This is a genomic window from Streptomyces sp. NPDC043867, assembly GCF_056435845.1.
On the sequence record NZ_JBWKDS010000021.1, the window covers coordinates 118,276 to 138,317 of the forward strand.

General features: G+C 71.5%; 19 protein-coding genes. 13 read left to right on the top strand and 6 right to left on the bottom strand.

Annotated features, from left to right (window positions below; all coding sequences use genetic code 11):
- Positions 1 to 75: 75 nt before the first annotated feature.
- The 11 genes from AC069T_RS21830 (at position 76) to pstB (ending at position 12,229) form a co-directional block, all read left to right on the top strand.
- Positions 76 to 492: a GntR family transcriptional regulator gene (locus AC069T_RS21830; RefSeq protein WP_478784356.1), complete on the top strand. Its 417-nt coding sequence runs from the start codon at positions 76 to 78 to the stop codon at positions 490 to 492.
- Positions 489 to 1,388: an ABC transporter ATP-binding protein gene (locus AC069T_RS21835; protein WP_478784329.1), complete on the top strand. Its 900-nt coding sequence runs from the start codon at positions 489 to 491 to the stop codon at positions 1,386 to 1,388. The genes AC069T_RS21830 and AC069T_RS21835 overlap by 4 nt, the downstream gene beginning before the upstream one ends.
- Positions 1,385 to 2,410 carry an ABC transporter permease gene (locus AC069T_RS21840; RefSeq protein ID WP_478784330.1) on the top strand — a complete coding sequence of 342 codons (1,026 nt, stop codon included), beginning with the start codon at positions 1,385 to 1,387 and terminating at the stop codon, positions 2,408 to 2,410. Before AC069T_RS21835 ends, AC069T_RS21840 begins: the two co-directional genes overlap by 4 nt.
- Positions 2,407 to 3,384, top strand: coding sequence for a hypothetical protein (locus tag AC069T_RS21845; protein WP_478784331.1), 978 nt, complete (start codon positions 2,407 to 2,409; stop codon positions 3,382 to 3,384). The genes AC069T_RS21840 and AC069T_RS21845 overlap by 4 nt, the downstream gene beginning before the upstream one ends.
- Positions 3,385 to 3,557: 173 nt before the next feature.
- A complete protein-coding gene (locus AC069T_RS21850) occupies positions 3,558 to 5,924 on the top strand; it encodes an RNA degradosome polyphosphate kinase (protein ID WP_478784332.1) in 2,367 nt (788 codons plus the stop codon).
- A complete protein-coding gene (locus AC069T_RS21855; RefSeq protein ID WP_478784333.1) occupies positions 5,905 to 7,095 on the top strand; it encodes a CHAD domain-containing protein in 1,191 nt (396 codons plus the stop codon). Before AC069T_RS21850 ends, AC069T_RS21855 begins: the two co-directional genes overlap by 20 nt.
- Positions 7,096 to 7,160: 65 nt before the next feature.
- Entirely contained in the window at positions 7,161 to 7,574 is a 414-nt protein-coding gene (locus tag AC069T_RS21860; protein WP_478784334.1) for an NUDIX hydrolase, read from the top strand.
- A 532-nt stretch (positions 7,575 to 8,106) separates the two neighbouring features.
- Positions 8,107 to 9,237 (top strand): phosphate ABC transporter substrate-binding protein PstS, encoded by a 1,131-nt coding sequence (gene pstS, locus AC069T_RS21865; RefSeq protein ID WP_478784335.1) that lies wholly within the window; start codon positions 8,107 to 8,109, stop codon positions 9,235 to 9,237.
- 101 nt (positions 9,238 to 9,338) lie between these two features.
- Entirely contained in the window at positions 9,339 to 10,346 is a 1,008-nt protein-coding gene (gene pstC, locus AC069T_RS21870) for a phosphate ABC transporter permease subunit PstC (protein WP_478784336.1), read from the top strand.
- Complete coding sequence (gene pstA / locus AC069T_RS21875; protein ID WP_478784337.1) at positions 10,343 to 11,407, top strand: phosphate ABC transporter permease PstA; 1,065 nt, start codon at positions 10,343 to 10,345, stop codon at positions 11,405 to 11,407. Before pstC ends, pstA begins: the two co-directional genes overlap by 4 nt.
- A 45-nt stretch (positions 11,408 to 11,452) precedes the next feature.
- Positions 11,453 to 12,229 (top strand): phosphate ABC transporter ATP-binding protein PstB, encoded by a 777-nt coding sequence (pstB, locus tag AC069T_RS21880; RefSeq protein WP_358854556.1) that lies wholly within the window; start codon positions 11,453 to 11,455, stop codon positions 12,227 to 12,229.
- Between the two features lie 169 nt (positions 12,230 to 12,398).
- Here pstB and AC069T_RS21885 read toward each other — a convergent pair whose 3' ends face one another.
- Together AC069T_RS21885 and AC069T_RS21890 are read right to left on the bottom strand one after the other, a co-directional pair.
- Positions 12,399 to 13,397, bottom strand: a complete 999-nt coding sequence (locus AC069T_RS21885) for an inorganic phosphate transporter (RefSeq protein WP_476754318.1) — start codon at positions 13,395 to 13,397, stop codon at positions 12,399 to 12,401.
- A 7-nt stretch (positions 13,398 to 13,404) separates the two neighbouring features.
- Positions 13,405 to 14,025, bottom strand: coding sequence for a DUF47 domain-containing protein (locus AC069T_RS21890; RefSeq protein ID WP_358854558.1), 621 nt, complete (start codon positions 14,023 to 14,025; stop codon positions 13,405 to 13,407).
- 237 nt (positions 14,026 to 14,262) lie between these two features.
- Here AC069T_RS21890 and AC069T_RS21895 point away from each other — a divergent pair, with 237 nt between their 5' ends.
- On the top strand, positions 14,263 to 14,619 hold the full coding sequence (locus AC069T_RS21895) for a metal-sensitive transcriptional regulator (RefSeq protein ID WP_358854559.1): 357 nt from the start codon (positions 14,263 to 14,265) through the stop codon (positions 14,617 to 14,619).
- A gap of 34 nt (positions 14,620 to 14,653) precedes the next feature.
- On the opposite strand, the gene AC069T_RS21900 is transcribed toward AC069T_RS21895, so the two are convergent.
- Together AC069T_RS21900 and AC069T_RS21905 are read right to left on the bottom strand one after the other, a co-directional pair.
- Positions 14,654 to 14,878 (bottom strand): hypothetical protein, encoded by a 225-nt coding sequence (locus AC069T_RS21900; protein WP_478784338.1) that lies wholly within the window; start codon positions 14,876 to 14,878, stop codon positions 14,654 to 14,656.
- Between the two features lie 119 nt (positions 14,879 to 14,997).
- Positions 14,998 to 15,840 (bottom strand): SCO4651 family lipoprotein, encoded by an 843-nt coding sequence (locus tag AC069T_RS21905; RefSeq protein WP_478784339.1) that lies wholly within the window; start codon positions 15,838 to 15,840, stop codon positions 14,998 to 15,000.
- Between the two features lie 523 nt (positions 15,841 to 16,363).
- Here AC069T_RS21905 and AC069T_RS21910 point away from each other — a divergent pair.
- Complete coding sequence (locus AC069T_RS21910; RefSeq protein ID WP_478784340.1) at positions 16,364 to 17,935, top strand: FAD-binding oxidoreductase; 1,572 nt, start codon at positions 16,364 to 16,366, stop codon at positions 17,933 to 17,935.
- A 28-nt stretch (positions 17,936 to 17,963) separates the two neighbouring features.
- On the opposite strand, the gene AC069T_RS21915 is transcribed toward AC069T_RS21910, so the two are convergent.
- Together AC069T_RS21915 and AC069T_RS21920 are read right to left on the bottom strand one after the other, a co-directional pair.
- Positions 17,964 to 18,668 (bottom strand): phosphatase PAP2 family protein, encoded by a 705-nt coding sequence (locus AC069T_RS21915; protein WP_478784341.1) that lies wholly within the window; start codon positions 18,666 to 18,668, stop codon positions 17,964 to 17,966.
- Between the two features lie 225 nt (positions 18,669 to 18,893).
- A complete protein-coding gene (locus AC069T_RS21920; RefSeq protein ID WP_478784342.1) occupies positions 18,894 to 19,901 on the bottom strand; it encodes a bifunctional lytic transglycosylase/C40 family peptidase in 1,008 nt (335 codons plus the stop codon).
- Between the last annotated feature and the right edge of the window lie 141 nt (positions 19,902 to 20,042).

The following is a 20,042-nucleotide window of genomic DNA, read 5'->3' on the forward strand; positions in this document are numbered from 1 at the left end:
GCGGTCGCGCTTGACACCGGCCGCACCCTTGTACCACCCTTTCACTACTCAATTAGTGAAAGGGTGGTTGTCCCAGTGGTCGAGTACCGCATCGACCGGCGCAGCGGCGTCGCCACCTACATGCAGATCGTCCAGCAGACCAAGCAGGCCCTGCGCCTCGGCCTGCTCGAACCGGGCGACCGGCTCCCCACGGCCCGCGAGGTCGTCGAGGCCACGGCGATCAACCCGAACACCGTCCTCAAGGCCTACCGCGAGCTGGAGCGCGAGGGTCTGGTCGAGGCCCGCCGGGGCCTCGGCACCTTCGTCCGGCGCTCGCTGGGCGCCGCCCCGGCCGACTCGCCGCTGCGGGCCGAGCTGGAGGACTGGGCGGCCCGGGCCCGCGCGGCCGGCCTGGACCGGGACGACGTGGCGGCGCTCTTCACTTCCGTACTCGAGCAGTTCACGAACACCGGGGAAGCACGGCACATGAGCACCGAGGGGGACCCGAGATGACCGACACCGCCATCGAGGCGGCCGGACTGGGCAAGCGGTTCGGGCGCCGGGGAGGGTGGGCCCTGCGGGAGTGCGCGCTGCGGCTGCCCGCCGGACGCGTCTGCGCCGTCGTCGGCCCGAACGGCGCGGGCAAGTCGACCCTGCTCGCCCTCGCGGCCGGCGTGCTCGGGCCGACCGAGGGCACGCTCACAGTGCTCGGCACGAGCCCCGCGGCGGCCCGCGGACGCATCGCGTACGTCGCCCAGCACAAGCCGCTGTACCCGCAGCTCACGGTCGCCGAGACACTGCGCCTGGGCCGCGAGCTGAACCCGGGCCGCTGGGACGCCTCGGCCGCCGAGCGGATCACCGCGGCCGGCGACCTCGCCCCGAAGGCCCGCATCCGCTCCCTCTCCGGCGGCCAGCGCACCCGGGTCGCCCTCGCCCTCGCGCTCGGCAAGCGGCCCGAACTCCTGCTCCTGGACGAGCCGATGGCGGACCTCGACCCGCTGGCCCGCCACGAGCTGATGGGCGTCCTGCTGGCGGAGTCCGCCGAGCGGGGCACCGGCGTGGTCATGTCCTCGCACGTGGTCGCCGAACTGGAGAACTCCTGCGACCACCTGGTCCTGCTCGGCGGCGGCCGGGTACGGCTGGCGGGCGACCTGGACGACCTCGTGGCCGCGCACGTCCTCACCACCGGCCCGGACCGCGATCTCGCCCCGCACACCGTGATCGATTCCCGCACCACCGGACGGCAGCTGACCGCCCTCGTCCGCCCGCGGGGCGCGCTCACCGACGGCGGCGAGACCAGCGTCCCCTCCCTGGAGGAACTGCTGCTCGCGCACCTGCGCAACCCCGAGGCACCCGACCTGCTCCTCGGCCCCTTCCCCCACACCACAGACCGGGAGCCCGCCGCATGACCGCGCTCACCACCGCCAAAACCCCCGCCGCCCCGCCTCCCGCGGCCCTCCGCCTCGGCACCGCGCGCGCCGTGCTGCGCCTGCACCGGGCCGCCCTGTACGGGTGGGCGGCCCTGGTCACCGCCGCCGCCGCGCTGATGGTGTGGGCGTACGCCGCGCTCGCCGGCCCCGCGGTCGCCGCGTACCGGCGCCTCCAGGCCTGCGACTACACCTGCGCGTACGACCAGGGCGCGTACCTGGCCTTCAAGGACGTCTCCCTGTACGCGCACTACACCGTCACGTTCCTGCCGCTGCTCGTCGCGGCCTGGGCGGGTGCCGTGCTGACCGCCCGGGACCTGGAGAACGGCACCACGCAGCTCGCCTGGACCCAGTCGGTCACCCCGGCCCGCTGGCTGACCGCCAAGCTCGCCGTCCCTGCCCTGCTCGTCACCGCAGGAACCACGCTCCTGGTCCTGCTGCACCACCTGATGTGGGACGCGGGACGCGGCGGCAACGGCCTCGCCTGGCACGACCTCCTGGTCTTCCAGGCCAACGGCCCGACCACGGTCGCGCTGGCCCTGTTCGCCCTGGCCGCGGGCGCCCTCACCGGTCTGCTGCTGCGCCGCTCCCTGGCCGCCCTCGCCGTCACCACCGCGGCCACCGGCGCCCTGTGGTGGGCGCTCAACGGATACCGCGCCTGGTTCTGGCCGCCCGTCACGCGAACCACCTCCCTGGAGGAGGGCCCCTGGTACGGCGGCCTCGCCACCGGCCGCGGCGTCCTCGACTCCGCCGGCGCCCGGCTGCCCCTGCCGCGCTGCACCTCGGCCTGGGACCCCGCCCGGGCCTGCGCGGACACCTTCGAGCGGCTCCACGTCACCGGCTACTACAGCGACGTCCAGCCCGCCTCGCACTACTGGCTCCTCCAGCTCACGGCGACCGGCGCCGCCCTCGCCCTCGCCGGGCTCACGGCCCTCGCCGCCTTCCGGGTGCTGAAGCGGCGCACGGCAGGCACCGGTGCCATCACTGCGGAGGCCGCCGCATGAGCGCGTCCACGGTCCGGGGCACCGTCCGTGGCCTGCCCTGGACCGTGCTGCGGCTGCACCGCCCCGCGCTGTGGTGCTGGCTGGGGCTGGTCACCGTGGTCTCCGCGGCGATGCTGTGGGCCCGCGGACCCGGCTTCGACAGCGCCCTCGCGAGGGACCGCACCGCCTGTCCCGCCGCGACGGACCTGTGCGACGACGTCTCCGGACCCTGGCTCGACCCGTACCATGCCGTCATGGCGGTCAGCACCCTCACGGTCGGCTGCCTGCCGCTGCTGGTCGCCGTGTGGGCCGGCGCCACGCTGACCGCCCGGGAGCTGGAGAGCGGCACCGCGCAGCTCGCCTGGACCCAGTCGGTCACCCCGGCCCGCTGGCTGACCGCCAAGCTCGCCGTCCCGGCTCTCCTCGTCACCGCAGGAACCACGCTCCTGGTCCTGCTGCACCGGACGATGTGGAGCGGCGGCGGGGAACTGCGATGGCTCGGGGTCTTCTGGTACGACGCCGACGCCTTCCACGCCAACGGAACCGTGACGGTCGCCCACGCCCTGTGCGGCCTGGCCCTCGGCGCCCTCGCGGGCCTGCTGCTGCGCCGCTCGCTGCCCGCCCTGGCCGCCGCCCTCGCCGCCCTGCTCGTCGTGTACGTCCTTGGCAACGCGTACCGCCCGAGCCTGTGGCCCACCGACACCCTCACCGGCCGGGGCGCCCTCGACCCGCCTGCGGGCGTCCAGACCCTCGAACACGGCGTGATCACCACGGACGGCACCCGCATCGGCAACAACACCGCCTGCACGCGGTACGGCGACCCGGCCGAGATCAAACGCTGCATGGCGAACAGCCGGATCAGCGACTTCTGGGTCACCTACCACCCCCCGTCCCATTTCTGGCCCCTCCAGCTCGTGGAGTCCGGGATCGTCCTCGCGCTCGCCGCCCTGGCGGTGGCCGCGGCCCACGCGGTGCTCAGGCACCGGACGGCCTGAGCCCTCCCGCCCGTACGTCCCGCACGCCCCGCACGGAGACGGGACGCACCCGGGCTCACGGGCCCCCGCGGCACCTGTTCCCGTCCGCGCGGACGTCCGGGAGCCGCCCCGCGATATCCCGCACGTCATGTCGCCGTAACCATCGATTCAGACAGGCTTGCGACCCTCACCGAATGAACCCCTCCGTGCCCGAGCCCTCGCCTCCCCCGGAGAACGGGAAGGCCCGGGGGAGCAGCCGTTTCGCGCTCACGCTCCCGCCCGCCCGCTCCGACGCGCCCGTCCCGCCCCCGGCGCGGAAGAATGGGTCCATGAACCAGTCCAGCGCCAAGGCACAGGTCCAGCACCCGCAGCCCTCCGTCGGCTCCATCGCCGCCCACCGGCCGCACACCGTCGCGGCGAACGTCTCGGACCTCGAACCGGACCTCGACGCCGATCTCGACGTCTACGAGGACACCGTGCAGGACGGCATCCAGCTGCCCCAGGGCCGGTTCCTGGACCGGGAGCGCAGCTGGCTGGCGTTCAACGAGCGGGTCCTCGAACTCGCCGAGGACCCGAACACGCCGCTCCTGGAACGCGCGAACTTCCTGGCGATCTTCGCCAGCAACCTGGACGAGTTCTTCATGGTCCGGGTGGCCGGCCTCAAGCGCCGGATCGCCACCGGCGTCGCCACCCGCTCCGCCTCCGGCCTCCAGCCCCGCGAGGTGCTGGAGATGATCTGGGCCCGCTCGCGCGAGCTCATGGCCCGGCACGCGGCCTGCTACCAGGAGGACGTCGCCCCGGCGCTGGCCGAGGAGGGCATCCACCTGGTCCGCTGGAGCGAACTGACCGAGAAGGAGCAGGCCCGCCTCTTCACGCTGTTCCGCCACCAGATCTTCCCGGTCCTGACCCCCCTCGCGGTCGACCCGGCACACCCCTTCCCGTACATCTCGGGCCTCTCCCTGAACCTCGCGGTGATCGTGCGCAACCCGGTCAGCGGGCACCGCCACTTCGCCCGCGTCAAGGTCCCGCCGCTGCTCTCCCGCTTCCTCGAGGCCTCCCCGGACCGCTACGTCCCCATCGAGGACGTCATCGCCGCGCACCTGGAAGAGCTCTTCCCGGGCATGGAGGTCCTGGAGCACCACACCTTCCGGCTCACCCGCAACGAGGACCTGGAGGTCGAGGAGGACGACACCGAGAACCTCCTCCAGGCCCTGGAGAAGGAGCTGATGCGGCGCCGCTTCGGGCCGCCGGTGCGCCTGGAGGTCGAGGAGTCCATCGACCGGTACGTGCTCGACCTCCTGCTCCGGGAGCTGAAGATCAGCGAGGCGGAGGTGTACCCGCTGCCCGGCCCCCTGGACCTCACCGGCCTCTTCGGCATCAGCCACCTGGACCGGCCCGAGCTGAAGTACCAGAAGTTCATCGCGGGCACCCACCGCGACCTCGCGGAGGTCGAGTCGGCGTCCGCGCCCGACATCTTCGCCGCCCTGCGCGAGCGCGACGTCCTCCTGCACCACCCGTACGACTCCTTCTCCACCTCCGTCCAGGCCTTCCTGGAGCAGGCGGCGGGCGACCCGGACGTGCTGGCGATCAAGCAGACCCTGTACCGGACGTCGGGCGACTCGCCGATCGTGGACGCGCTGATAGACGCGGCCGAGTCCGGCAAGCAGGTCCTCGTCCTGGTGGAGATCAAGGCCCGCTTCGACGAGCAGGCCAACATCAAGTGGGCCCGCAAGCTGGAGGAGTCGGGCTGCCACGTGGTCTACGGGCTCGTCGGGCTGAAGACCCACTGCAAGCTGTCGCTGGTGGTCCGGCAGGAGGGCGACACGCTCCGGCGCTACTCCCACGTCGGCACCGGCAACTACCACCCGAAGACGGCCCGCCTGTACGAGGACCTCGGGCTGCTGACCGCGGACCCGCAGGTCGGCGCGGACCTCTCGGACCTCTTCAACCGCCTCTCGGGCTACTCGCGCCGCGAGACCTACCGCCGGCTCCTCGTCGCCCCCAAGTCCCTGCGCGACGGCCTGATCTCGCGGATCAACAAGGAGGTCCAGCACCACAACGCCGGACGTCCCGCCCACATCCGCATCAAGGTCAACTCGATGGTGGACGAGGCACTCATCGACGCCCTGTACCGCGCGTCGCAGGCCGGAGTCCCGGTCGACGTGTGGGTCCGCGGCATCTGCGCCGTCCGCCCGGGCGTCCCCGGACTCTCCGAGAACATCCGGGTCCGCTCCATACTCGGCCGCTTCCTCGAACACTCCCGGGTGTTCGGCTTCGGCAACGGCGGCGAACCCGAGGTGTGGATCGGCAGCGCCGACATGATGCACCGTAACCTCGACCGCCGGATCGAGGCGCTGGTCCGGGTCACCGACCCGGCCCACCGGGCGGCCCTGAACCGGCTGCTGGAGACCGGGATGTCCGACACGACCTCCTCCTGGCACCTGGGCCCCGACGGCGAGTGGACCCGGCACGCGACCGACGCGGACGGCCAGCCCCTGCGCAACGTCCAGGAGATGCTCATAGACGCCCGGAGGCGCCGGCGTGGCACAGCGACACCTTGACCCCGCAGGGCCCGCCACCGGGCCCTCCGCACGCCCGGCCCCCGCGGGCGGGGACCTCGACGAGCTGCGGGGCGCCCCCACCGGGGAGGCCCTCGCGGGCTATCTGCGGGCCCAGGCCACGGAGTTCCTGCGCTCGCTGCGCCAGCACCGGGAAGCCGGCGGCGACGGCGGCCCCGCGGCACGGGCGCGGCCGAAGGGCGCGGAGAACGGCTCGCAGGACTCCGTCGACGCGGCGCGCGCCCTGCGCCGCTCGGCCCGCCGCATCAGCGGCACCCTGCACACCTTCCGGCCGCTGCTCGACGCCGAGTGGTCCGAGTCCATGCGCCCCGAACTCGCCTGGCTGTCCGGCACCCTGGCCCACGAGCACGCGTACGCGGCCCGGCTGGAGCGCCTGCTCCTTGCCCTGCACCGCCTCTCGGGCTCGGCGGCCTTCCCTGCGCCGGCCCACTCCGCCAGGCCGGCCACCGCCGCCGTGGCGGGCCGGCCCGCGGGGAGCCCGGAGGGTGCCGCAGGCCAGGTCGTCCCGAGCCCCGGCGTCCCGGAGCGCGGCCACCTCACCGTGGGCGCCGCGAAGGCGGGCGCGCTGCTGGAGCGCCAGCTGACCCTCGCCCGGACGAGGGCCCACTCGGCGGCCCTCCAGGCGCTCGGTTCGAGCCGCTTCCACGCGGTCGCCGACCACGTCGCCGTCCTCGCCAGCGAGGTCCCGCTGACACCCGGGGCGGCGGCGGCCGACCTGCGCCGCCCGGCCGCCGCCGCCGAGGAGCGGCTGTGCGACGCGGTCACCGCGCTGCCCCTGATCACCGCGGGCCACCCCTACAACGCCGAGGCCCTCGTGCACGGCCTGTCCGCCGACACCGCGCCCCAGCCGCAGGACGCCCCCTGGCACCAGGTGCGCCTGCTGCTGCGGCTGCACCGCTACGCGCGTGAGGTCCTGTACGGCGCGCAGGGCCCGGTGGACGTCCGCCTGCTGAACGCGGGCCGGGCCCTGAACCAGCACCGGGACGCGGCGGAGGCGGCCGCGGCCGCGGCGACGGCGGCCCGCACCCCGCGCATCGCCCCGGCGACGGCGTACGCCCTCGGGGTGCTCCACGCCGACCAGCGGCACGAGGTGGAGGCGGCCCGGTTCGCGTTCCAGCAGTCCTGGCAGAAGACCGCGGTGGGCACCGCCTGACCGCGGAGACCCGAGCCGCGCACGGCCGCACCGGCCGCGGCGGGCGGAAGGAGGCCGAGCACCCCATGACGGACACCACGATCCGGGCGGCGGGCTGCGTCCTGTGGCGCCGCGCGCCCGGCACCGGCGAACTGCGGCTCTGCCTGGTCCACCGGCCGAAGTACGACGACTGGTCCCACCCGAAGGGCAAGCTGAAGCCCGGCGAGGACCCCCTGGCCGGCGCGCTGCGCGAGGTCGGGGAGGAGACGGGGTACGCCGCCGAGCCGGGCGCCGTGCTGCCCGTCCAGCACTACGTGGTCGACGACCGCCCCAAGGAGGTCCGCTACTGGGCCGCCGAGGCGACACGGGGCGGCTTCACGCCGAACCGCGAGGTCGACCGGATCCTGTGGCTCTCCCCGGCCGCGGCCCGCGAGCACCTCACCCAGCCGCGCGACCGCGACCTGGTCGACGCCCTGCTCGCCGCCCTGCGCCTGCCCTAGGGCCTGTCGTTTGGATCACGCCGGCGTCGCGGGGTCCGGCACGCACATCTGCGGCGTTGTCGTCGGTCGCCGACGCTCCGCGTCGACTCCCTCCTCCGCCTTGCAGCTGCACGCGCCAGACCCCGCTCGGGTCGGTCAGGACCAACCGTCGGTCACAGCCAGCCTGATCCAAACGACAGGCCCTAGACCGTGTCCGCGTACGGCGCGCGCCCGCAGGCATTCGGAGGTGTCCGAGGCCGTCGGTGTGCGTGGAAACCCGGACGACGCCGTCCGGATGCCTACTGTTACCAGGGCGACCGTTGTCACCCGAGTTGTCCGAAACCGGCCCGTGTCCTCGACGTAAGCGTTCCGTGACCTCACCACACCGCCCTCAGGGGTTCACCCCCCGTTCACTCACGCCAGTCGGCGGCTTCACCTGTTCTGCCTAATTTCGGCCTTACCCGGTGCGGAACGCCTTTCTGGATGTGGCGCCCGCATACACCGACTTCGCGCGCCGCCATCTGTGGGCGGCCTTTGGAAGGAACTCCCGAAAGTGAAGCTTCAGCGCAAGAACCGGCTCCGCGCCCTCTCCCTCGGTGCTGTCGCCGTCTCCGGCGCCCTGGCCCTCACGGCGTGCGGCTCGGACGACACCGGCAAGAGCAGTGACGGCGGCAGCTCGGCCACGGCCGGCAACAGCGCCATCAAGTGCGACGACGCCAAGGGACAGCTGCAGGCCTCCGGGTCCTCCGCGCAGAAGAACGCGATCGACGCCTGGATCAAGGCGTACTCGGCCTCCTGCAAGGGCGTCCAGATCAACTACAACCCGACGGGCTCGGGCGCCGGCATCACGGCGTTCACGCAGGGCCAGACGGCCTTCGCCGGCTCCGACTCGCCGCTCAAGCCCGAAGAGGTCACGGCCGCCAAGAAGGCCTGCAACAACAACGCGGCCATCGACCTGCCGATGGTCGGCGGCCCGATCGCGGTCGGCTACAACGTCCCGGGTGTCGACAGCCTGACCCTGGACGCCGCCACGCTCGCCCAGATCTTCGACGGCAAGATCACCAAGTGGAACGACGCGGCGATCGCCAAGCTGAACGCCGACGCCAAGCTGCCGAGCACCAAGATCCAGACGTTCCACCGCTCGGACGACTCCGGCACCACGGACAACTTCACCAAGTACCTGAAGGCCGTCGCGCCCTCCGACTGGAAGTACTCGGGCGGCAAGGCCTGGCAGGCCAAGGGCGGCCAGTCCGCGCAGGGCTCCTCCGGCCTGGCCCAGCAGGTGAAGCAGACCGAGGGCGCCATCTCGTACTTCGAGCTCTCCTACGCCGGTGACGGCATCAACACCGTCGACCTCAAGACCGAGGCCGCCGAGCCCGTCAAGGCCACCGTGGAGAACGCCACCAAGGCCATCGCCACCGCCAAGGTCGCCGGCACCGGCAAGGACCTGGCGCTGGAGCTGAACTACAAGCCGACCGAGGAGGGCGCCTACCCGCTCACCCTGGTCACGTACGAGATCGTCTGCGAGAAGGGCAACAAGGCCAACACCCTGGCCGCCACCAAGTCCTTCCTCACCTACGTCGCGAGCGAGGCCGGACAGCAGCAGCTGGCCGAGGCCAAGTACGCGCCGATCCCCGACGAGATCATCACGAAGGTCCGCGAGACCATCTCGGGCCTGAGCTGACCTGAGTGTGCGGCCCGCCTCCCCCGAGGCGGGCCGCACCGTCCGGTGCACCGCCGCCTGGAGCCGCCACCCGATCCGGCTCCGCAGACCGGAGAATCCTGATGGACATATCGACACGTACCGCAGAGGCACCGCCTCCTGCCCCCCAGCCTTCCGCGGCCGAGCAGAAGAACGCCGCCCGCGGCGCCACCCGCGCCGGAGACCGGATCTTCCTCGGCCTCTCCCGCGGGTCCGGCATCTTCCTCCTGGTGATCATGGCCGCCATCGCGGCCTTCCTCACCTACCGCGCGTCCCTCGCGATCAGCGAGGACCACGGCAACTTCTTCACCACGTTCGAGTGGAACACCAACCTCCAGCCGCCGGTCTTCGGCATCGCGGTGCTGGCCTTCGGCACGGTCGTCTCGGCGATCATCGCCATGGCCCTCGCGGTCCCGGTGGCGGTCGGCATCGCGCTGTTCATCACGCACTACGCGCCGCGCAAGCTCGGCGGGACCATCGCGTACGTGATCGACCTGCTCGCCGCCGTCCCGTCCATCGTGTACGGCCTGTGGGGCGCCCTCGTCCTGGTGCCGCACATGAACGGCCTGTTCGGCTGGCTCGACCACTACTTCGGCTGGACCGGCGTCTTCGAGTGGCAGGGCGGCGCCCCGCGCTCGATGCTCACCGTCGGCATCCTGCTCGCGATCATGATCCTGCCGATCATCACCAACGTGAGCCGTGAGGTCTTCCGGCAGGTCCCGCAGATGCACGAGGAGGCCGCGCTGGCCCTCGGCGCCACGCGCTGGGAGGTCATCCGCATGTCGGTGCTGCCCTTCGGCCGCTCCGGTGTGATCTCGGCCTCGATGCTCGGTCTCGGCCGCGCGCTCGGCGAGACGATGGCCGTCGCCACGGTCCTCTCGCCGACCTTCGACATCGACGCCAGCCTGCTCGACCCGGGCGGCGGCACCTTCGCCCAGAACATCGCCAGCAAGTTCAGCGAGGCCACCGAACTCGGACAGGACGCGCTGATCGCGTCCGGTCTGGTCCTGTTCGTCATCACCCTGCTGGTCAACGGCGCGGCGCGCATGATCATCAACCGCCGCAAGGAGTACTCGGGGGCCAACGCATGAGCCACGCACCCGTCACCGGCAAGCGCCCGGCCACCCTGCGCGGCGCGCAGCTGCCGAAGTGGTCCCCGTGGGGGATCGCCGCGGGCTCGGTCGCCCTCGCCGCGGTCATCGGCCTGGCCGGCGGCCTCGACAGCCGGGTCCAGTGGGGCCTGATCGCCGCGCTCCTGTTCGTCCTCGGCACGTACGTCATCGCCGCGCGCGTCGAGGGCCGCCGCCAGGCCAAGGACCGCGTCGCCACCAGCCTGGTCTGGGTCTGCTTCCTGATCGCCGTCATCCCGCTGGCCTCCCTGATGTGGGAGACCGCCAAGCGCGGCATCAAGGTCTTCGACGTCTACTTCCTGACCCACTCGATGGGCGTGGTCACCGACACCGAGCCCGGCGGCGGTATCTACCACGCCATCCTCGGCACCCTGGAGCAGGTCGGCATCGCCACCCTGATCGCCGTGCCGGTCGGTGTCCTCACCGCGATCTACCTGGTCGAGTACGGGCGGGGCGGGCTCGCCAAGGCCGTCACCTTCTTCGTCGACGTCATGACGGGCATCCCGTCGATCGTGGCCGGCCTCTTCGTCCTCAGCTTCTGGATCCTGATCCTGGACATGGGCTACTCCGGCTTCGCCGGCGCGCTCGCCCTGTCCATCCTGATGATGCCCGTGGTGGTCCGCTCCACGGAGGAGATGCTCAAGCTCGTCCCGAACGAGCTGCGCGAGGCCTCCCTCGCGCTGGGCGTCCCGAAGTGGCGCACCATCATCAAGGTGGTCCTGCCGACCTCCATCGGCGGCATCATCACGGGCGTGATGCTCGCGGTGGCCCGCATCACCGGTGAGACCGCTCCCGTGCTGCTCCTGGTGTGGGGTACCGGGTTCATCAACACCAACCCCTTCCAGGACCCGCAGGCCTCGCTGCCGCTGTACATCTACCAGCAGTACGCGAACAGCGCCGGTTCCGGCGCGGCCTACGACCGGGCCTGGGCGGCGGCACTCGCCCTCATCGCCTTCGTCATGATCCTGAACCTCGCGGCCCGCGGCATCGCCCGCTGGAAGGCCCCGAAGACGGGCCGCTGACGCGGCCATCAGCGACCCGAACCCTCGAAAGAAGCAGTGATCCTCATGGCCAAGCGAATCGACGTAAGCGGGCTGACCGCCTACTACGGCGCCCACAAGGCGATCGAAGACATCTCGATGACGGTCGAGCCGCGCTCGGTGACGGCGTTCATCGGCCCCTCCGGCTGCGGCAAGTCGACCTTCCTGCGCACCCTGAACCGGATGCACGAGGTCACCCCCGGCGGCCGTGTCGAGGGCAAGGTCCTCCTGGACGACGAGGACCTGTACGGGCAGGGCATCGACCCGGTCGCCGTGCGCCGCACGGTCGGCATGGTCTTCCAGCGCCCCAACCCCTTCCCCACGATGTCCATCTTCGACAACGTGGCTGCGGGCCTGCGTCTGAACGGCTCGTACAAGAAGTCCGAGCTGAACGACGTCGTCGAGAAGTCCCTCAAGGGCGCGAACCTCTGGAACGAGGTCAAGGACCGCCTGAACAAGCCCGGCTCCGGCCTCTCCGGCGGTCAGCAGCAGCGCCTGTGCATCGCCCGCGCCATCGCGGTCGAGCCCCAGGTCCTGCTGATGGACGAGCCCTGCTCGGCCCTGGACCCGATCTCCACCCTCGCCATCGAGGACCTGATCGGCGAGCTCAAGGAGCGCTTCACGATCGTCATCGTGACGCACAACATGCAGCAGGCCGCCCGCGTCTCCGACCGCACCGCCTTCTTCAACCTGGCCGCGGTCGGCCGCCCCGGCAACCTCGTCGAGATCGACGACACGGAGCGCATCTTCTCCAACCCGTCCGTCCAGGCCACCGAGGACTACATCTCCGGCCGCTTCGGCTGAGCCGCCCCCCAGCCCCTCGCGGTGCTGCATGGCGGTGCCACCGCGAGGCCAAAGAAAGCGGGCCCTCCCCTGTATCCAGGGAAGGGCCCGCTTGCTGCGTGCAGCACGTCCGGCGCGGATCTTCCGGCCCGTCCTGCGTCCGAGGACGAGCGCTCGGCGCGAAGGGGGGCTACAGCACCGCCAGATTCACGATCCAGAAGCTCACCGCGGCCACGGCCCCGGCCGCCGGCATGGTGATGAACCACCCCAGGATGATGTTCTTGGCGACACCCCACCGCACCGCGTTGACGCGCTTGGTGGCACCGACACCCATGATCGCGGACGTGATGACGTGCGTCGTGGAGATCGGCGCCTTGAAGAGGTAGGCCGACGCGAACATGATCGACGCACCGGTCGTCTCCGCGGCGAACCCCTGCGGCGGGTCGAGCTCGATGATCTTCCGCCCCAGCGTCCGCATGATGCGCCACCCGCCGGCGTACGTGCCGAGCGACAGCATCGCCGCACAGACGATCTTCACCCAGACCGGGATCGGATCGCCCGGTCCCTGCACGTCGGCGATGACCAGCGCCATCACCACGATGCCCATCGTCTTCTGCGCGTCCTGAAGACCGTGACCGAGCGCCATACCGGCCGCCGACACGGTCTGCGCGATCCGGAAACCGCGCTTGGCCTTGTGCGGGTTGGACCGGCGGAACATCCACATGATCGCGGTCATCACCAGATAACCGGCGACCAGACCGACCACCGGCGACACGAACATCGGGATGATGACCTTGTCGACCACGCCGTGCCAGTAGACCTCCGTGCCGCCGGCCAGTGCCGCGCCGACCATGCCGCCGAACAGCGCGTGCGAGGACGACGACGGCAGGCCGAAGTACCAGGTGATCAGGTTCCAGGTGATCGCGCCGATGAGTGCCGCGAAGAGGATGCCCATCCCCTTCGAGCCCTCGGGGGTCTGGATCAGCCCCTCACTGACCGTCTTGGCGACCCCGCTGCCGAGGAACGCGCCCGCGAGGTTCATCACCGCGGCCATGGCGAGCGCCGCCCGCGGGGTCAGCGCCCGCGTCGACACCGACGTGGCGATGGCGTTCGCCGAGTCGTGGAAGCCGTTCGTGTACGTGAATCCGAGCGCGACCCCGATGGTCACGATCAGTGCGAAGGTGTCCATGAAGAGGTCAGGACTCCTTGACGGCGATGGTCTCGACCGTGTTCGCCACGTGCTCGAACGCGTCCGCCGCCTCCTCCAGCACGTCCACGATCTGCTTCAGCTTCAGCACCTCGATGGCCTCGTACTTGCCGTTGAAGAGCTGGGCGAGCAGCTTGCGGTGGATCTGGTCGGCCTGGTTCTCGAGGCGGTTGACCTCGATCCAGTACTCGGTCAGGTTGTCCATGGTCCGCAGGTGCGGCATGGCCTCGGCGGTCAGCTCCGCCGCGCGGGCCAGCACCTCGATCTGCTGCTCCACACCCTTGGGGAGTTCCTCGACCTGGTACAGCACGACCAGGTCGACGGCCTCCTCCATGAAGTCCATGATGTCGTCGAGGGACGAGGCGAGGTTGTAGATGTCCTCGCGGTCGAAGGGCGTGATGAACGAGGAGTTCAGCTGGTGGAAGATCGCGTGCGTGGCGTCGTCACCGGCGTGTTCCGCGGCCCGCATACGCTCTGCGATCTCGGCCCTGGCGGAGGAGTCCGCCCCGAGCAGTTCCATGAGGAGCTTCGAGCCAGTGACGATGTTGTCCGCGGACGCGGCGAACATGTCGTAGAAGCTCGTCTCCCTGGGGGTCAGACGAAAGCGCACGGTGGGGTCCTCGGGGTCCTTTTGTTTCGGTCAGGCTGATGCTAGGCGCATCATCCGGCCACGGCTAACCGGCCGTCCCCCAGTGTCGCCCATCATGCACAGTGCTCGGCACGGGGTCCCGGTCCCGGCGCCGGGCAAGGGCCACATACCCGGCGAAGTTCGATACCATATACCCACCAGGGGTATATGTAAGCGGCGAACCAGACAGGTTTGCCGCCGGAGCAGCAGGAGGACGCGATGACGACCACCGAGGCCGGCGCGACGGCGCCCTCCGGCCAGCCGCGGGAGACCGTGACGGACCACGACCGGGGTGTGCACGGGTACCACAAGCAGAAGGACGAGCACCTCAAGCGGCTGCGCCGCATCGAGGGCCAGATCCGCGGCCTGCAGCGCATGGTCGACGAGGACGTCTACTGCATCGACATACTCACCCAGGTCTCCGCCTCCACCAAGGCTCTGCAGTCCTTCGCGCTCCAGCTTCTCGAGGAGCACCTGCGCCACTGCGTCGCGGACGCGGCCGTCAAGGGCGGCTCCGAGATCGACGCGAAGGTGGAGGAGGCCACGAAGGCCATCGGCCGCCTGCTGCGCACCTGAGCGCGCGGGCGCCGGGCAAGCGGCCCGGCGGACATCAGCACCGAGAGCGGACTTCGCCGTCGGACAGGCCCTGGGAGGAGCGCGCCTCTCTGCCGCGGACGCGTTCCTCCGCCACCTTCAGCACCTCGTCGATGCTCTCCATGCTGAGCCGGTCCTCCCCGGCGGCCGACGCGGCGATGATCAGGTCACCGCACAGCTCGATCTCGGCGAGGGCCACGTGGTCCTGAACCGCCGTACCGCCGACCGGAGCCACGTACACCACCTCTTCCCGCCGTCACCGGCTTCCTAGAGTAGGGAGCGGCCTACGCAACGCGCATGGCACCAACGGACCATTTCCGGCCCCGCACATTCCGGCCTTTCCCGCCCAGGAACGGCGTCCTACGGCTCGGCGATCTTGCCCGCGAAGATGTCGGCCGGCCCGGGAAGCCGTACGTCGACGGGGACCCCGAAGTCGTACAGCAGAGTCGTCGAGGCGACCGCGACCGCGTCCTTGCGCACGCCGTTGACGAAGCTGAACCGGTGCCGGACCTTGCGGATGCGGCCCTGCTCGTCGAGGTAGGCGTCGAACGGGACCTCGACCGTGGCGAACCCCTTCGCCGCCGCCGCCAGCGCCTGCCGGTGCCCGTCGGAGGCGCCCTTCGCGGCGACACCCAGGTCGGCGGTGCCGCGGTAGTGCCGGACCCTGGTCCCGGCGACCTCGGTCTCCCCGACGTACGTCGCCTTACGCGTCCCGCGCAGCAACTCGGCCGCGGCGAAAGGGTCGGTGGCGCCGCCCGTCACCAGATTCCCGTCGGAGAGGGTGGCCGTGTCCACGCGCACCCACTTGTCGGCGGGCACCCCGGCACCCCGGTTCTTCATGAACAGGGCGCCAGGGGCGAGGAGTTCGGTGATGGGCCGGTGCCGGGCGGTCCCGGCCGGGTCCTGAGGGAGCATCACCTTCAGCTGCCCCAGGCGCCCTTCGAAGTCGTACACCCCCTCGCCGCGGATGGTGACGCGGGTGCCGCCGGTGGCCATCTGCATGGACGTACGGGTCTTGGAGCTGCCCGCCCGCACCAGCGTGGCGGCGGACCGGTGGAGCACCCGCACGGCGTCGGCACCGGCGCGCCCGTCCTCCGCCGCCGCTCCGCCGCCCGAACATCCCGTACCGCAGACCCCGATCCCGAGCGCGGCCAGGGCGGCGACGAGCGCCGGTCGGGTCCGCCTGTGCTCCCGCTCCACCATCGCCTGCCTACCCCCAAGCCGGTCCGTCCGTCCACGGGCCCCCTGTGCCGGTTAACGACCGGTACCAGTCCCCGTCACGCGTACTCCAACCGTTCACTTGCCTTGGGTAACGTTGTCGCGTGGCGCAGCAGAGCGAGATGGACACTCCCTCGGAACACCGCACGACGACGATCGAACAGGGCCCCTTCTGCCTGGCCCGTTGCACCTGCGGCTGGCGCGGCCCGGCAAGAAGAGCCCGCAGCCTGGCGAGAACCGACGCGCAGACGCACGCGGAAGCCCCCTTCTAGCCCGGCGGGACGTATGCAGCCGGCCGAGACGTATTCACCCCGTCCGGCATTTCGAGGACGAGCGCGCAGCGCGGCACGGGGGCCCGGGGCGGAGCCCCCGGGCCGGGACGGGACGGGAAGGGGCGGAGGGGGCGAAAACACCTCGCGGCGGCACCCGTACCGTCCTGGAGGGAACCCCCGGATCCGCCACCCCGTCTCGTCCCACGGGAGCCAACGGGAGCCAACGGGAGGCACACATGCACCGGCGCACGTTCATAGGCGGAGCCACCGCCGCACTCACGGCCACGGCCACCACCGCCTGCAACGGCGACGACGGCGCACCGGCGGGCGGCACCACGAAGGCCACCCGCCGGGCCGGCGCCGCCTCCCCCACCACGGCCACCCGCGCCGCGGCCGCCACCGCGGCCGACTGGACCGCCCTGGCCCGGGACCTCGACGGCCCCCTGATACGCCCGGGCGACGGCTCCTGGCCGACCGCCCACCAGCTCTACAACACCCGCTTCGACTCCCTGAAGCCCGCCGCCGTCGCGTACGCGGCCCACACCGACGACATCCGCAGCGCCCTCTCCTACGCCCGCGCCCACGGCGTCAAGGTGTCGATCCGCAACGGCGGCCACTCCTACGCCGGCTGGTCCTCCGGCAACGGCAGGCTCGTCCTCGACGTCTCCCGGCTGAGCCGGATCCGGGCCTCGGGCGGCGAGGCCGTCATCGGTGCCGGCGCCAAGCTGATCGACGTGTACCGCGCGCTCGCCGCGAAGGGGGTCACGATCCCCGCCGGTTCCTGCCCGACCGTCGGCGTCTCGGGCCTCACCCTCGGCGGCGGCCACGGCGTCGTCTCCCGGGCGTACGGCCTGACGTGCGACAGCCTCACCGGGGCGACCGTGATCACGGCCGACGGCAAGCGGCTCACCGTGAACGCGACGGAGCACAAGGACCTCTTCTGGGCCCTGCGCGGCGCGGGCAACGGCAACTTCGGCGTCGTCACCGAGCTGCGCTTCACAACGCACCCGGCGCCCCAGGCCGTGACGGCGTACATGTCCTGGCCGTGGTCGCGGGCCGCCGCCGTGGTGAAGGCCTGGCAGGAGTGGGGGCCGGCCCAGGCGGACGAGATCTGGTCCTCGTGCCACCTCGCCAGCGCGGCGGGCGGCACCCCCACGGTCTCCGTCTCCGCGTTCTCCCTGGGCACCTACGGCGAGCTGCAGAACGCCGTGGACCGGCTGGCCGACAGGATCGGCGCGCCCGCCCGCAGCGTGTCCCTCAAGAGGCGCTCGTACGAGGAGTCGATGGAGGTGTACGCGGGGTGCTCGGCGTACGCCGAGGACGCCATGTGCCATCTGCCGGGCTCGACCCCGGGCCGCAGCCCGCAGGGCGCCCTCGGCCGGGAGACCTACGCGGCCCGCTCGGACTTCTTCGACCGCTCGGTGTCCTCGGCGGGGATCCAGGCGCTCCTGAACCAGATGTCGGGCGTGCGCGGCGGCTCCGGCAGCATCGCGTTCACCGCGCTCGGCGGAGCCGTGAACCGTGTCTCGCCCACCGCGACGGCCTTCGTCCACCGCCGCTCACGGATGCTCGCCCAGTACATCGCCTCGTGGCGGGCGGGCACCTCAGGAACCACCGCCCAGGCGTGGCTGGACACCGCTCACCGGGCGATGGCGCGGCACGCCTCGGGCGCCGCCTACCAGAACTACACCGACCCGACCCTCACGAACTGGCGCAAGGCGTACTACGGCGACGCGGCCACCCGCCTCACGGCGGTCAAGAAGCAGTACGACCCCGACCGCTTCTTCACCTTCCCGCAGGCTCTCTGAGGGCTGCCCCGGCCGGGGCCACGGGCGCTCAGGCCGCCAGGTCCCGGTCCTCGGGCCGCTCGGTGACGGCCGTCCCGGGGAGGAGCGCGTCCTGCTCCGCGGGGAGCGCGCCGCGCGCCCGGACCAGCCGGCCGGCCCGCGGGGACCGCTCCACCGCCCGGACGACGGGCGTCAGCAGGGCCATGGCGAGCGGCGAAAGCAGCAGGACGACCGCGGTGCCGAGCGCGAAGCCGCCGACGACGTCCGTCGGGTAGTGCACGCCCATGTAGACCCGGCAGAAGCCTTCGAGGAGCGCGAGCCCGATGCCGGCGAGCCCGAACCTGCGGTTCGCGACGAACAGTCCGACGCCCATCGCCATCGTGAGCGTGGCGTGGTCGCTGACGAACGAGAAGTCGTTCTTGCCGGAGACCAGGACCTCCAGGCCCCGGTGGTCGACGAAGGGCCGGGGACGCTCGACGAAACCGCGTATCGGCACGTTCACCAGGACGGCGATGCCCGCCGCGAGCGGCGCCCAGACGAGCGCGGCCACGGACGGCGCCGCGTTCTCCCCGCCGCGCCGCCGTACCGTCCACCAGCACCACAGCACGAGCAGCACCATGGCGAGCAGGAGCCCGTACTCACCCACGAACTCCATGCCGCGGTCGAACCAGTGCGGGGCGTCCTTGGCCAGGCCATTGATGTCGTAGAGCAGGCTGACGTCGGGGTTCGAACCGGAATCGGCGAGTCCAGCCATTGCGCTGCGGCCCCTTCGTCGTCTTTACCGCGACCGCACACGCTCGTGCGCCGCTCAGTGCCACCCCCGTGGTCGTAGAACCGCGTTCCGCTTGCCTGGCCCGGGCTACGTCTAACAGGAACGCACACTCCCCTTCACTACGTTCCACCCTCCACCGAATGATCACGCAGACGTTATCGAAGAGAGATCCATCACCGCAGCTCAGGGGGCGGTTTCCGGCAGGCTTCAGACCGTCGTGGGGAGTGCTTTCGCGCCATCCTCGGTCACCCGCGTCGCCCCGAAGTAGTCCGGGGTGTCGACGGGGTCGAAGCGGATCACGGCACCCGTCCTCGGCGCGTCGATCATGTAGCCGCCACCGACGTAGATGCCCACGTGCCGGATGGCCCGCGAATTGGTCAGGTCGTCCGAGAAGAAGACCAGGTCCCCCGGCAGCAGCTCGTCACGGCTGGGGTGCGGCCCGGCGTTGTACTGGTCGTTGGCGACGCGGGGCAGCGTGACGCCCACGCTCTCGTACGCGGCCTTCGTCAGCCCCGAGCAGTCGAAGCGTCCGCCCTGGTCGGCGGTGCCGGTGCCGCCCCACAGATAGGGCGTGCCGAGCTTCTTCTGCGCGTAGTAGATGGCCCCGGCGGCCTGCTTGGAGGGATCCACGCGGGTGACCGGCGCGGCGAAGCTCTTCTGCAGCGTGGTGATCGTCTTCACGTAGTTCTGGGTTTCCCTGTACGGCGGCACGCCTCCGTACTTGATGACCGCGTACGCGCCCGCGTTGTAGGCGGCGAGCATGTTCTCGGTCTGGTTCCCGGGAGCGTCCTTCACGTACGAGGCGAGCTGGCAGTCGTACGAGGCCGCCGACGGGATGGCGTCGTTCGGATCCCAGACGTCCCGGTCACCGTCCCCGTCGCCGTCGATCCCGTGCGTGGCCCAGGTGCCGGGGATGAACTGCGCTATCCCCTGGGCGGCGGCCGGGCTCTTCGCCCGCGGGTTGAACCCGCTCTCCTGGTACAGCTGGGCGGCCAGCAGCGCGGGGTTGATCGCTCCGCAGAGGTTGCCCCACTTCTTGACGAGCGGCTGGTACGCGGCCGGCACGGCTCCCTTGGCCAGTCCGACCGAGCCGCCGCCGACGCCGTTGGTGAGGTTGCCGGCGACCATGTAGACGCCGACGACGAGCAGCATCACGAAGCCCAGTCCCGCCCCCGCGGCAGCGGTCGCCAGGATCAACGCCTTACGCACCGTCAACCGCCCCTCACCGCACAGGAGTCCGCCGACGTCAGTGTAGAGGCGGCCCCGCCGCCGCGGGATGATCACGCGCAAGAAGAAGCCGCACGTGGCGACCGGTGGGCGGCGCCCTCGGCTCGCCGAGAGCAACCCCCGTGCCGC